The organism is Streptomyces liliiviolaceus (genome assembly GCF_018070025.1).
Lineage (GTDB): Bacteria > Actinomycetota > Actinomycetes > Streptomycetales > Streptomycetaceae > Streptomyces > Streptomyces liliiviolaceus.
This window is the reverse complement of record NZ_JAGPYQ010000001.1, coordinates 7393763-7407111: the sequence shown is the minus strand read 5'-3', so window position 1 is coordinate 7407111 and position 13349 is coordinate 7393763. Positions and strand designations below refer to the sequence as shown.

Below are 13349 nucleotides of genomic sequence, written 5' to 3'. Positions count from 1 at the left end.
CCGGCAGTCGCCTACCGCCGGTCGAGGTGCAGTGCCGGGTGGTCGGCGACCACCGTGCACGAACCCGGGGCGATCTCCGTGAAGCCGGCGTCGCGGACCAGGGGCAGGCCGCTGGTGACGAGGTGTTCCCATCGTTCGGCGTCGGCCGTGCGGACGGCGAGGGGGAAGCCGGCCTCGCGCCAGGCCGTGCGGTCCTCGTCGGACAGCTCCCACCAGGCCAGCTGGGCGCCGTGGCCCGCCTGCGCCATCGCCTTGCCCGCCGACATGTCCAGGTCCGGGCTCAGCCACAGCACGGGCGTGGCCGCGTCGGTGTCCGCGGGCGGTTCCGGGTCGTCGAGGTCCGTACCGGAGACCTGGAGACGGGCCAGGTCCTTGGGCCAGCCGTCGAGCGGGACCGGTGGGAAGACACGGACCTCGGCGGACTTGCCGGTGACGGTGATGCCGGGCAGGGCCTCCGCGCGGCGCCACTCCGCGCCGCGGGCCCGGCGGACGACCTTGCGGATGCGGGCGTCCTGCCAGTCGTGGACGGCCCGCGCCCACTCGCCCTCGCCCAGCGAACGCTCGTCGCTGAGGAGCACCAGGACGGCGCGGGCGGCGGTCTCCAGGGCGTCCGTGCGGGCGGGGGGTTCGTTGCGCTCGATACGGGCGACCAGCGGCAGTACGAACTGCGGTGCGTCGTCGCGGGCGGTGCGTTCGTGCTGGAAGGGGTTGTGCGGTGTTCCGTCGCTGCTCACGTGCACCAGTTTGCCAGCCGGGGGGTGGGGGGTGCCGGGGGGTGGTGACGTGCGGGTACGTCGTGGCTGGTCGCGCAGTTCCCCGCGCCCCTTAAAGGCAAAAGACTGCGCCGTTCCCCGCGCCCCTAAAAAGGGGCGCGGGGAACGGCGCAGTCTTTTACGCCGCGTCCAGGCGGGACAGTTCCTCCGGGGACAGGGACAGGGCCGCCGCGGCGACGGAGTCGCGGATCGTCTCCGGGCGCGAGGACCCCGGGATCGGAATCGTCACCGGGGCCTTCGCGAGGATCCACGCCAGACACACCTGCTGCGGACTCACCCCGTGCGCCCCCGCCACCTCCGCGAACACGGCGTAACGCGAACCCAGTTCACCCGCCTTCGAGATACCGCCCAGCGGACTCCACGGCAGGAACGCGATGCCGAGTTCCGCGCACAGCTCCAGCTCCGGCTCGCTGGAGCGGAAGGCCGGCGAGAACTGGTTCTGCACGCTCACCAGCCGCCCGCCGAGGATCTCGTTCGCCAGCCGGATCCGGTCCGGGTCCGCGTTGGAGACACCCGCGAACCGGATCTTCCCCGCGTCCAGCAGATCGCGGATCGCGCCGACCGACTCCTCGTAGGGGACCTTCGGGTCCGGCCGGTGGAACTGGTAGAGCCCGATGGCCTCGACACCGAGCCGTTCGAGCGAGGCGTCGCACGCTTTCTTCAGGTACTCCGGCGAGCCGTTCAGCGTCCACGAGCCGTCGCCCGGCCGCAGATGACCGCCCTTCGTCGCGATCAGCACGTCCGAGGTGTCGCCGCCGTACGAGGCCACCGCGCGGGCGATCAGCGACTCGTTGTGCCCGACCTCGTGGGCGTCCCGGTGGTACGCGTCCGCGGTGTCGAAGAGCGTCACGCCCTCGTCCAGCGCCGCGTGCACGGCCGCGACCGAGCGCGCTTCGTCCGGGCGCCCCTCGATGGACATCGGCATCCCGCCCAGACCGATCGCTCCGACCCGGACGTCACCGATGGTGCGTGTCTGCATGGAGGCTCCTCCTGGGGATTCGTTCGGTACGTCCAAGCGTCCACCGTGAGGTTTTTGCCGTCCAACAAGAGAATGCGATCGCTTTGAGAGGCGCGGGCGATGAATCGCCTTCCGGCCTCAGGCGCCGGGCCGGATCAGCTCCGACACCTTCACGAACCGGTAGCCGCGCTCCCGCAGCTCGGGAACGATCGTGCGCAGGGCCTCCTCCGTCGCCGGAGCCGCACTGCGCGTGCAGTGCATGACGACCACGGAACCGGGCCGTACGCCGTCCAGCACCTGCCGTGCCACCGCCCCCGCGTCCGTCGCGAACGCGTCCCCGCTCACCACGTCCCACTGCACGGCCGTCACACCGGTGCCGCTCAGCGCCTTGAGCGCCGCCTTGTCGTAACAGCCGCCCGGGAAGCGGAAGTACGGCATCGCATGCTCGATCCCCGCCGTGCGGAACGCGGCGAACGCCCGCTCCACGTCCGCCCGCATCCCCGACGCGGGAACGGTCGGCAGCCCGTAGCAGTCCTCGGTGAAGGCGTGATGGCTGTAGGAGTGGTTCGCGACCTCGAAGAGCGGATCGCGCCCGATGGCCCGCGCCTGCCGGGGGTACTCCTCGGCCCAGCGCCCCGTCATGAACACGGTCGCCGACACCTTCAGCCGCCGCAGTGTCCCGATCAGCCGCGGGTTGTCGAAGCGTTCCCCGGCCGCGGCCCGCGGCCCCTGGTCGGCCGTCATGTCGGCGTCGAAGGTCAGGGCGACCGTCTTGTCGTGCTTGCCGTGCCTGTCGCGCGCCTTGGCCGCCTTCAGGAAGACCGGGGTCAGTCCGCCCGGGCCCGGGGCGAGCGTGGGCGGCCGGGAGGGCGTACTGGCCGAGGGTGCGGGGAGCGTGGCGGCGCGGGGGGCGTCGGGAGCGCCGCACGCCGTGAGGGCGACCGCGCCCGTGGCCAGTGCGCAGGCGGCGGTGGCTTTCTTCAGGAACAGGAAGGTGTTCACGCGGGCGACATTAACCGGATGAATAGGAAAAACAGGTTATATCGTCACCCGGTGTCGCTCAGCCGAGCCCTGCCCAGCCCTGCCCTGCTCGGCCCGGCTCAGGTCACCCCTCCTCCTGCAGCCGCTTCCGGCATGCCTCCACATCGAAGTCCGGCTGCGGATACTGCGGGTCCAGCGCCGTCAGCCGCTCCAGCAGCAGCCGGCTGATCGCCCAGTTCCGGTACCACTTGCGGTCGGCGGGGATCAGATACCAGGGGGCGGCGTCCGAGGAGCAGCGTTCGAGGGCGATCTCGTACGCCTCCTGGTAGGCGGGCCACAGCGCCCGGTCGTCGATGTCCGACGGGTTGAACTTCCAGTGCTTGTCCGGGTCGGCGAGCCGGCGCAGCAGCCGCAGGCGCTGCTCCTCGAACGAGATGTGCAGGAAGCACTTCACGACGGTCGTGCCGTCGTCGGCGAGGGCCCGCTCGAAGTCGTTGATCCGGTCGTACCGGGACTCGATCTCGGTGCGCGGGGCCAGCTCCCGGACGCGGCCGACGAGGACGTCCTCGTAGTAGGAGCGGTCGAAGATGCCCAGCTCGCCGTGGTGGGGGAGCTGCCTCCTGATCCGCCAGAGGAAGTCGTGCTCCAGCTCCTCCGGGGTCGGCGCCTTGAAGCCGCGCACACGGCAGCCGACGGGGTTGAAGAGCCCGATGACGTGTTTGACCGTGCCGCCCTTGCCGCTGGTGTCCATGCCCTGGAGGACCAGGAGGATCCGGCGGTGGTCACCCGCGGTGCTCGCCGCCCAGAGGCGTTCCTGCAGTCCGGCGAGGGGTTCGGCCATCCGGGTGATGGCGGCGAGACCGTCGGTCTTGGACCTCGGCGCCGTCGCCCCGCCGGGGGTCGCCGAGGCGTCGTACGAGGACAGGGAGATCCGTTCGCCGACCGGGAGGCGCAGCGCGTCGCCCATGGGGACGGCGCTCTCCTCGGCCCGCCGCTTCCCGGACCTCCCGTCCTTCGCGCCCCGCCCGGCCCCCGCGGACCCGCCGCCCTTCGTGCCTTTCGTGCCCTTGCTGTCCTTCTTGGCCATCGCGCATCCCTTCGGGGCGGTTCCCTCGATCCTGCGCCGCGGGGGCGGGGGCCGCTACCCGCGGCGCACCCGCCCCCCGACCGGCGGCCGTCATGGCCGCCGGGTGCCCTCCGGGGCGCGGTCCACTACCTGCTCCAGGGCCCCGTCACCGCGAACGTCGTCCCCGGCGTGTAGCAGTTCACGTACATCGTCCGGCCGTCGGGCGAGAAGGTGACGCCCGCGAACTCGCCCCATTCCGGGGCGTCCGGCGTGCCGATGTTCTGCCGCCCGCGGGCCATCGGGTACACCTCGCCGCGCCGGGTCACGCCGTACACGTGCTGCGCGCCCCCGCCGTCCTCGCAGACCATCAGGCCGCCGCTGGGAGCGAGGCAGATGTTGTCGGGGGACTCGCCGGGCAGCTGTACGTCGGTGTCGGGACCGAAGACGATCACCAGGGTGAGCCGGCGCGCACCGGGGTCGTACCGCCAGATCTGGCCGTAGTGGTCGGCCGCCGAGCCCTCGCTGCTGTGCGCGAAGGAGGACACGAAGTAGACGGACGAGCCGCCCCAGTAGCAGCCCTCCAGCTTCTGCGCGTGGGTGATGCCCTTGGGGCCGAAGTCCTGGTCGCGGATGGGGGTTTCGCTCGCCAGCGGGTCCGGCACGTCGACCCACTCGATGCGGTCGAAGCTCGCCCCCGTCTCCTGGATCGAGGAGAGGTCCGGGACGCCCGGTACGCGCATCGCCTGGAGCCGGCCGCCCGCGCGGAGCGAACCGAGGCCGCCCTCGGGCTTGTTGGGCAGGAAGCGGTAGAAGAGGCCGAAGGGCTTGAGGAAGGCGTCCTCCGTCTCGTAGACGATGCCGCGCTTGGGGTCGACGGCGATCGCCTCGTGCTGGAAGCGGCCCATCGCGGTCAGCGGTACGGCCCCGGTGCGGTGGGGGTCCACCGGGTCGACCTCGAAGATGAAACCGTGATCCTTGGTGTAGCCGTTCGTGCCGGCCTTGTCCTCGGTCTCCTCGCAGGTCAGCCAGGTGCCCCAAGGAGTGGGCCCGCCCGCGCAGTTGACGGCCGTACCGGCGATCGCGACCCGTTCGCCGATCACCTCGCCGCGCTGGTCGAGGGTCAGGGCCGTACAGCCGCCCTTGCCCATCGGGTCGTAGGTGAGGCCGTCGACCGTGGGGACGCCGATCTTGCCGGTGACGCGGTTCTCGTGGTTGCGGACCAGGTGGACCCGGCCGTGTCTGCCGGCGAAGGCGGACATGCCGTCGTGGTTGCTCGGCACCTGGCCCTCGCCGGAGCGCAGTTCGTCGCCCTCGCGGGACAGCACCCGGTAACGGAAACCTTTCGGCAGGTCCAGCAGGCCGTCCGGGTCGGGGAGCAGGGGGCCGTATCCGGAGTGGCCCAGTGCGGCGGCCGTACCCGTGAAGAGTTCCGATACGGCACCGGTGAAGGCGATGCCGACTCCCAGGGCTCCGGAGCGGGCCAGCACTTCGCGTCGTGTTGCGGACATGGGGCAACCTTCCTGTTGGCGGACAGGAGTACGTGACCCGGTCGTGTGTATCACGTGGTCCCGATCACGTGAACCACGCGCGTAGCGTGGCGTTCCCACGGGCCCTCGGACGGCCCGGACAGCCCGAAGGGCCCGGTGCGGGACTCGTGAGGAGTCCCGCACCGGGCCCCGGGGCGACGGTTCCGGTTCAGGCGCCAGTGCCAGTGCCAGTGCCAGTACCAGTGCCTGTGCCGGTTCGGGTGCCTGGGCCTACGGAGCCGGAGTGGTGACCTTCGGGGCCGGAGTGGTGACCTTCACCGGCTCGGTCCCCTTCTCGCTGTGCCGCTGGGACCAGTTCTCCAGTGCCGTCCGGCACGCGTGGTCCAGGTGGTGCAGCCCGGACAGGTCCACCGTCACCGGACGGTCCTTCGGCAGCGCTTCCAGGTCGTCCAGTATCTTCGGCAGCCGCAGGAAGGTGGCGTTGCCCGACAGGTACGCCTGCACGGGACCGGCCCCCTTGTCTATGACCTCCAGCTTGATGTGCGAGGCCTCCCACGCGGTCTTGGCGACGGCGAGCGCGAGCCCGATCAGCACGCCCTCGAACATGTTCACCGCGACGATCGACACGGCCGTGACCACCAGGATCAGCGCCTCGCCCCGGTGACCGCGCCACAGCGCCGCGATCGAGCGCAGCGGGATCAGCTTCCAGCCCGCGTGCACCAGGATGCCCGCGAGCGCGGGAAGCGGGATGTAGGCGAGCGCGGCGGGCAGCAGCGCCGCGAACAGCAGCAGCCACACCCCGTGCAGCACCCGGGACGCCTTCGTACGGGCGCCCGCGGACACGTTCGCCGAACTGCGCACGATCACCGCGGTCATCGGCAGCGCGCCGAGCAGCCCGCAGACCGTGTTGCCCGCGCCCTGCGCCATCAGTTCCTTGTCGTACTCGGTGCGCGGCCCGTCGTGCAGCCGGTCCACGGCGGCGGCGCTGAACAGCGACTCCGCCGACGCGATCAGCACGAACGCCAGGACCGTGCCGAGCACGCCCACGCTGGCCAGCCCGCCGACGGCTTCGAGCCCCGGCAGCTGGATCGAGTCGAGCAGTCCCCGTACCTCCACCGTCGCCACCGGCAGGTCGAACGCCAGCGTCGCGAGCGTGGCGAGCGCCACCGCGGCCAGCGCCCCAGGCACCGTACGGACCTTGGCCGGCAGGTGCTTCCACAGCACGAGTACGGCGACGGTGGCGGCGCCGAGCCCGAAGGACGTCAGCGCGGCGGTGGATCCGACGGAGTCGGCGACGAGCCCCGGCAGTCCGGCGAGCTTGCCCAGCCCCGAGGCGGGGGCCTCGGCGCCGGCCAGCGAGTAGAGCTGGCCGGCGATCAGGACCAGGCCGATGCCCGCCAGCATGCCCTCCACGACGGCCACCGATATGGCGCGGAAGTAGCGGCCCAACTTCATCGCGCCCATGGCGAGTTGGATGAGACCGGTGACCAGGACGATGACACCGAGCACGGCCAGTCCGTACGCGCGCACCGCCTCGAAGACCAGCACGGTCAGACCCGCGGCCGGGCCCGAGACCTGGAGGCTGCTGCCGGGCAGCAGCCCGGTGACCAGACCGCCCACGATGCCGGTGATCAGGCCGAGTTCGGCGGGTACGCCCGACGCCACGGCCACGCCCACGCACAGCGGCAGGGCCACCAGGAAGACGACGAGCGAGGCGGCGAAGTCCTGCCGCAGGAAGGGGAATCGAGGGTGCCGGCCCGGGTCCGTCCCGCCGTCGGTCGCGGGCGTGCCCGTCGCGGCGCTCACAGCGCCTCGAAGGAGTCGGAGGGGACGTCGTGCGCGAGGACGGACCCGGTGTGGACCTCGTAGAACCAGCCGTGCAGGCGCAGTTGACCGTCCGTCAGTCGCCGTTCCACGCACGGGTACGAGCGCAGCCGCAGGAGTTGGGTCAGGACGTGGTTCTGCACGGCCTCGGTGACGGTCGGGTCCTGCGTGGCGCCGTCGGGGCGCGGGGTCGAGTGCGCGAGCCAGTCGCGCACCGCGGGTACGGCGGTCAGGTCGTCGCCGCGTACCAGCGCGCCGACGGCGCCGCAGTGGGAGTGGCCGCAGACGACGACGTCCGTCACCCCGAGCACCTCCACCGCGTACTCGATGGTGGCGGCCTCGCTGGTGGGGTGCGAAGAGGTGTGCGGGGGGACGATGTTGCCTGCCGTGCGCAGTTCGAAGAGTTCACCGGGCCGGGCTCCGGTGATCAGGGCCGGGACGACCCGCGAGTCGGAGCAGGTGATGAACAGGACCTGCGGGGACTGGCCTTCGGCGAGTCGGGCGAACTCCTCCGGGCGGTCCGCGGACTGCTTGCGGAAGGAGCGTGCGTGATCGATCAGGGGCTGCATGTGTCAGTTCCTCCTGGCGCGCGTGAGGGCGCGTCGGTGTACAAAAACGGAGCGCATGCGGGTACGGCGACATGACCCCACGTCGACGCGCTCGGCGGACGTGGCGTGGTGAGGGGTGGGTCAGGTCGGAGTCGCTTCGTGCCCGGTGTTCAGGTCTGAGCCGGTGCTCTCAGCAGCGGAAGACCTGGAGTGCCGCCGAGGAGTGGGCCGTCGAGGATCTCGTCGTACGGTGGTGCGCCGCGGGGGCCGCGGTGTGCGACGGGTCCTCGTGGACGACCGTGACGTCCTTGCAGAGCAGGAGGCGCGCGGCGGCCGGGGCGACGTGGTCCGCGACCCGGATCCGGTCGCGGGTGCGCAGGGGGCCGGTCGGACCGTGCGTGTGCGAGGTGTCGCCACAGGTGACGAACTCGGCCCTGGCTTCGGGGCCTTGCCAGACGCCTTCCCGGACGCCTTCCCCGGGTCCGGCGAGCCGCGGTGTGTGCGCGGATGCGAACGCGGGTGCGAACGCTGTGGTGGTGGCGGAGAGCTGCAGGGCCAGCAGGACCGCGGCGAGAACGGCGAACAGTGTCCGGACCGTCGTACCTCGTCGCATGGGCCCCCTCTCGGCCGGTTCCAGGTCGGGTATTCCCTTGCTGACACGAACGTTAACTCGGGAAGTTGTTTGCTGGGTTAACTTAACGTTTCACCCTGAAGAGAGCCTGAAGAGGGCCGAAGAGCGTCGGTGGCAGGCCGGAAATCGCCGAGCGGCAGGCGTACGCGGCCGGACCGGACAGCGGGCGCGGGCGGCGCGACCGGCCGGTGGGGGGGCGGGCGGTCGGACGGTCAGTCCTGTACGAGTCCCTTGGCGTCCCGTGCCAGCGCCGTGAGCCGGGAGATGGCGCGAAAGTACTTCTTGCGGTAGCCGCCGTTCAGCATCTCCTCGCTGAACAGCCGGTCGAACGGCATCCCCGAGGCGAGTACCGGCACCTCGCGGTCGTACAGCCGGTCGGCGAGGACCACGAGCCGCAGCGCGGTGGACTGGTCCGGAACCGGCTGGACGTCCGTGAGACAGACCGCCTCGATCCCGTCCGTCAATGCGCCGTACCGGCTGGGGTGCACCCGGGCCAGATGGTCGAGCAGATGCGGGAAGTCGTCGAGCGAGGCGCCCGGCGTCGCGTACGCGGCCTTCGTGACCTGCTCGTCCGAGTACGGGGCCGGGGCCTCGGGCAGTCCGCGGTGGCGGTAGTCGTCGCCGTCGATGCGCAGCGACTTGAAGTGGGCGGACAGGCCCTGGATCTCCCGCAGGAAGTCGACCGAGGCGAACCGGCCCTCGCCGAGCTTGCCCGGCAGGGTGTTGGAGGTCGCGGCGAGCGCCACCCCCGCCTCTACCAGCCGGGCGAGCAGGCTGGACACCAGGACGGTGTCACCGGGGTCGTCCAGCTCGAACTCGTCGATGCACAGCAGCCGGTGGCCGCTCAGCGTCTTGACGGTCTGCTGGAAACCGAGGGCGCCGACCAGGTTCGTCAGCTCCACGAACGTGCCGAAGGCCTTGAGCGCGGGCTCCGCCGGGGTCGCGTGCCACAGGGAGGCGAGCAGATGTGTCTTGCCGACGCCGTAACCGCCGTCCAGATAGACACCGCGGGGGCCCGCCGGGGCCTTCGCGGGCTTCCTGCCGAAGCCGAGCCCGAGGAAACCGCGCTTGCCCGCGTCGGCCGGTGCCCCGCCGAGACCCGCCGCGAAACCGGCCAGGACCCGCACGGCCTCGGTCTGGCTCGGCTGGTTCGGATCCGGGATGTACGTGTCGAAGCGGACCGAGTCGAAGCGCGGCGGCGGCACCATCTCGGCGACCAGCCGGTCCGCGGGGACGCGCGGCTCGCGGGCGCACAGGGACGACGGGGTCGCGTCGGCTATCGGGCCGAATCCGGAGGCGGTGGTGGAGGTTGACACGGTTCCCCACTCTACGTCTCGTGCCAGACTGCACGACATGCGACGCCTGTTCCCTGTGACCGACGAGACAGCAGCCCCGGCCTCGGACGGGGTACCCGGTACGCCGGGCGCGGCGACCGCGGCCCGGGAATGGGGACTCGATGAACTGGCCGAGGCGTACGCCTATCCGGTGGACGCCGCGGGACCCGGCGCGGGTGTCGCGGGATCCGCTGCCGGTGTCGCGGGGTCCGCGGGGTCCGAGCCGTGGCTGCGGGCCAACATGGTCTCCACGCTCGACGGGGCCGCCCAGCACGACGGGCGTTCGCAGCCGATCTCCAGCGCCGCCGACATGCGGATCTTCGGCACGCTGCGCGCACTGGCGGACGTCGTGCTCGTCGGTGCGGAAACGGTACGGCAGGAGGGGTACCGGCCCGCGCGGGCCCGTGAGGACTTCGCCGCGCGCCGGGCCGCGGCGGGACAGGGCCCGGCGCCCGCGATCGCCGTGGTGAGCGCGAGCCTCGATCTGGACTTCTCGCTTCCGCTCTTCACCTCGCCGCTGCTTCCCACGCTGGTGCTCACGGGAGCCGCGGCGGCGCCCGACCGGATCGCCGCTGCCGAGAAGGCCGGGGCGCGGGTCGTGATCGCGGGCGACGGCACGGGGGTGGACCCCGCGCGGGCCGTCCGCGCGCTCGCCGACCTGGGCCTGCGCCGGCTGCTGACGGAGGGCGGGCCCCGGCTGCTCGGCCAGCTGGTCGCGGCCGGTGTCCTCGACGAGCTGTGTCTGACGGTGTCCCCGATGCTCACCGCCGGGGACGCGCAGCGGATCGCGGGCGGGCCGTCCGTCGCGGTGCCGAGCCGGTTCGAACTGACGTCCTTGCTGGAAGAGGCCGGGTTCCTCTTCAGCCGTTACCGTCGGACCTGATCTCGGTCTTGATCTCGGTCTTGATCTCGGACCTGGTCGAGGAACCGGGCCCGGACAAAGTAGTGGAATCGGCTGTTCCGGTTAGCTTTCGCCGGGCACACTGAAAATCGCAGGCCCCGTGCGGTCACGGGGCAGGATGGTTTCCGCAGGGGTCTACGAACGGCCCACGGATGAGAAGGGCGTTTGTCGTGTTCACGAGCGTATTGATGATCGAGAAGGCCCTCACCTCCGCGGACGTGGAATTCGTCACCACCTTGCACGGCGAGGAGGGCGTGGACTTCCACGTACTGCTCCAGCCCCGCGGCGACCAGGCGGACCGGCTCCTGCGGGCCATCGACGACGTGGCGCTCGGCGAACTGGACGAGGCGGCCCGCGAGAACGAGACGCCCGAGGGCGCGGAGGCCGTCGGGCAGGGGCAGCGGGCCCTGGAGGTGTCGCTGGTCGCGCTGCGCGCCACCGGGAGTGAGGCGCGGGGGCGGCTGATCGAGGCGCATCCGCTGGACGCGTTGAAGGCGCTCGTCGACGAGGTGGGGGCGGACGAGGTGATCGTGCTGACCGATCCGCACTACGTGGAGGAGTTCTTCCACCGGGACTGGGCGTCGCGGGCGCGGCACAAGGTGGGGGTGCCGGTCTTGAAGCTGTTCTCGCACAGCAAGGTGTGAGTTCGGCTGCCGCCCGGCTGCCGCCGGTCCGGTGCTTCGGGTGCGGGTCCGGTGGGGGCCGTTCGCGCAGTTCCCCGCGCCCCTGAAACCGTGTTCGTCCGCGGGACGGTGGGGATGGGCCCTAACGATTGCGCAGTTCCCCGCGCCCCTTGACGTGCGGGTTCGGTGGGGGTTGCTCGCGCCGTTCCCCGCGCCCCTCGGGGAGGGGCTTCGCCCCGTCCCACCCAGGGGCGCGGGGAACTGCGCAGTCTTTTGGCTCTGGCGGGCGCGGGGAACGGCGCGACCGGCCCCCGCCTCGGGCGCGCGTAGCGAATAGGGTGGGGGCGCTCATCGTCACAGCCGCATCCTGGGAGAAACACGTATGGCACCCGGCCTTCCTACCGCCATGGATCGACCGCACTTCATCGGCATCGGCGGGGCCGGGATGTCCGGGATCGCGAAGATCCTCGCGCAGCGCGGGGCCGCGGTGGCGGGCAGCGACGCGAAGGACTCCGCGACCGCAGAGGCCCTGCGCGCGCAGGGCGCCACCGTCCACATCGGGCACGCCGCGGACCACCTCGCGGCGGACGCCACCTGCGTGGTCGTCTCCTCGGCGATCCGCGCCGACAACCCGGAGCTGGCCCGCGCCGCCGAGCTGGGCATCCCGGTCGTCCACCGCTCGGACGCCCTCGCCCGCCTGATGGACGGTCTGCGGCCCATCGCCGTGGCCGGCACCCATGGCAAGACCACCACGACGTCGATGCTGGCGGTCTCCCTGTCGACCCTGGGCCTGGACCCGTCGTACGCGATCGGCGGCGACCTCGACGTCCCCGGCTCCAACGCCCTGCACGGCGACGGCGAGATCTTCGTCGCCGAGGCGGATGAATCGGACCGCAGCTTCCACAAGTACGCGCCCGAGGTGGCGATCGTGCTGAACGTGGAGCTGGACCACCACGCCAACTACGCGTCCATGGACGAGATCTACGAGTCCTTCGAGACGTTCGCCGGCAAGATCGTGCCGGGCGGGACCCTGGTGATCGCCGCCGACCAGGAGGGCGCGCGCGAGCTGACCCGGCGGCTGCCGGACGCCGTCAGGGACACCATCGAGGTGGTCACGTACGGAGAGTCCGAGGACGCCGAGGTACGCGTGCTGTCCGTGGTCCCGCAGGGACTGAAGAGCGAGGTGACCGTCGAGCTGCACGGCTCCACGCTCACCTTCACGGTCTCCGTGCCCGGCCGCCACTACGCGCACAACGCGGTGGCGGCGCTGGCGGCGGGCGTGGCCCTGGGCATCCCCGCGGCCGAGCTGGCCCCCGCCCTCGCCTCGTACACGGGGGTGAAGCGGCGCCTCCAGCTCAAGGGCGAGGAAGCGGGCGTGCAGGTCATCGACTCGTACGCGCACCACCCGACGGAGATGACGGCGGACCTGGAGGCGATGCGGGCGGCGGCCGGCGATTCCCGCATCCTGGTCGTCTTCCAGCCCCACCTCTTCTCGCGTACCCAGGAACTGGGCAAGGAGATGGGCCAGGCCCTGTCCCTGGCGGACGCCTCGCTGGTCCTGGACATCTACCCGGCCCGCGAGGACCCGATCCCGGGCGTGACGAGCGAGCTGATCATCGACGCGGCGTGGGCGGCGGGCGCGGACGTGACGCCGGTGCACGACATGTCACAGGTACCCGCGGTGGTGGCGGGAATGGCGAAGCCCGGTGATCTCGTTCTCACCATGGGCGCGGGAGACGTGACGGACCTCGGACCCGAGATCCTGACCCGCCTGTCGAAGTAGCGGTACCTGAGTAGAGGGGTTGAGCTTCATGTCGTACGACATCGAGAAGCCGGACGAGCAGTGGCGTGCGGAGCTGAGCCCGGCCGAGTACACCGTCCTGCGCCAGGCCGGCACGGAGCCGGCGTTCCGCGGTGAGTACACCGACACCAAGACGAAGGGCGTCTACTCCTGTCGGGCGTGCGGAGCGGAGCTCTTCACCTCCACGGAGAAGTTCGAGTCGCACTGCGGCTGGCCGTCCTTCTACGACCCGAAGGACTCCGACGCGGTCGAGCTGATCGAGGACCGCTCGCACGGGATGTCACGGACCGAGGTCCGCTGCTCCCGCTGCGGATCGCACCTCGGACACGTCTTCGAGGGCGAGGGCTACCCGACGCCGACCGACCAGCGGTACTGCATCAACAGCATCTCGCTGAAGCTGACGCCGACCGAGGGCTGACGAG

At 71.5% G+C, this 13349-nt stretch carries 13 protein-coding genes; 4 read left to right on the top strand and 9 right to left on the bottom strand.

The window, feature by feature from the left end; all coding sequences use genetic code 11:
• Positions 1 to 11: 11 nt before the first annotated feature.
• The 9 genes from J8N05_RS31665 to zapE all read right to left on the bottom strand — a co-directional run bounded on the left by J8N05_RS31665 (position 12) and on the right by zapE (position 9623).
• Positions 12 to 734 (bottom strand): peptidyl-tRNA hydrolase, encoded by a 723-nt coding sequence (locus J8N05_RS31665; RefSeq protein ID WP_210888883.1) that lies wholly within the window; start codon positions 732 to 734, stop codon positions 12 to 14.
• Between the two features lie 157 nt (positions 735 to 891).
• The gene (locus J8N05_RS31660) at positions 892 to 1752 is read right to left on the bottom strand and encodes an aldo/keto reductase (protein WP_210888882.1); all 861 of its coding nucleotides are present in this window, start codon (positions 1750 to 1752) and stop codon (positions 892 to 894) included.
• 117 nt (positions 1753 to 1869) lie between these two features.
• Positions 1870 to 2733, bottom strand: a complete 864-nt coding sequence (locus tag J8N05_RS31655; RefSeq protein ID WP_247706584.1) for a polysaccharide deacetylase family protein — start codon at positions 2731 to 2733, stop codon at positions 1870 to 1872.
• 103 nt (positions 2734 to 2836) lie between these two features.
• On the bottom strand, positions 2837 to 3799 hold the full coding sequence (locus J8N05_RS31650) for a PPK2 family polyphosphate kinase (protein WP_210888881.1): 963 nt from the start codon (positions 3797 to 3799) through the stop codon (positions 2837 to 2839).
• A 125-nt stretch (positions 3800 to 3924) separates the two neighbouring features.
• Positions 3925 to 5286: a PhoX family protein gene (locus J8N05_RS31645; RefSeq protein ID WP_210888880.1), complete on the bottom strand. Its 1362-nt coding sequence runs from the start codon at positions 5284 to 5286 to the stop codon at positions 3925 to 3927.
• Positions 5287 to 5535: 249 nt separating this feature from the next.
• Positions 5536 to 7071, bottom strand: coding sequence for a SulP family inorganic anion transporter (locus J8N05_RS31640; RefSeq protein ID WP_210888879.1), 1536 nt, complete (start codon positions 7069 to 7071; stop codon positions 5536 to 5538).
• Positions 7068 to 7658, bottom strand: a complete 591-nt coding sequence (locus J8N05_RS31635; RefSeq protein WP_210888878.1) for a carbonic anhydrase — start codon at positions 7656 to 7658, stop codon at positions 7068 to 7070. The genes J8N05_RS31640 and J8N05_RS31635 overlap by 4 nt, the downstream gene beginning before the upstream one ends.
• 169 nt (positions 7659 to 7827) lie before the next feature.
• On the bottom strand, positions 7828 to 8250 hold the full coding sequence (locus J8N05_RS31630; protein ID WP_210888877.1) for a hypothetical protein: 423 nt from the start codon (positions 8248 to 8250) through the stop codon (positions 7828 to 7830).
• Positions 8251 to 8480: 230 nt separating this feature from the next.
• A complete protein-coding gene (zapE, locus tag J8N05_RS31625; protein WP_407699947.1) occupies positions 8481 to 9623 on the bottom strand; it encodes a cell division protein ZapE in 1143 nt (380 codons plus the stop codon).
• On the opposite strand from zapE, the gene J8N05_RS31620 reads away from it, so the two are divergent.
• The 4 genes from J8N05_RS31620 to msrB all read left to right on the top strand — a co-directional run bounded on the left by J8N05_RS31620 (position 9622) and on the right by msrB (position 13345).
• The gene (locus J8N05_RS31620; RefSeq protein WP_210888872.1) at positions 9622 to 10485 is read left to right on the top strand and encodes a pyrimidine reductase family protein; all 864 of its coding nucleotides are present in this window, start codon (positions 9622 to 9624) and stop codon (positions 10483 to 10485) included. The genes zapE and J8N05_RS31620 overlap by 2 nt on opposite strands.
• A 188-nt stretch (positions 10486 to 10673) precedes the next feature.
• Positions 10674 to 11147 (top strand): indole-3-glycerol phosphate synthase, encoded by a 474-nt coding sequence (locus J8N05_RS31615; RefSeq protein WP_210888870.1) that lies wholly within the window; start codon positions 10674 to 10676, stop codon positions 11145 to 11147.
• Between the two features lie 361 nt (positions 11148 to 11508).
• Positions 11509 to 12909 (top strand): UDP-N-acetylmuramate--L-alanine ligase, encoded by a 1401-nt coding sequence (gene murC / locus J8N05_RS31610; RefSeq protein WP_210888868.1) that lies wholly within the window; start codon positions 11509 to 11511, stop codon positions 12907 to 12909.
• Between the two features lie 28 nt (positions 12910 to 12937).
• Positions 12938 to 13345, top strand: a complete 408-nt coding sequence (msrB, locus tag J8N05_RS31605) for a peptide-methionine (R)-S-oxide reductase MsrB (RefSeq protein WP_210888866.1) — start codon at positions 12938 to 12940, stop codon at positions 13343 to 13345.
• The last annotated feature ends 4 nt before the right edge of the window (positions 13346 to 13349 follow it).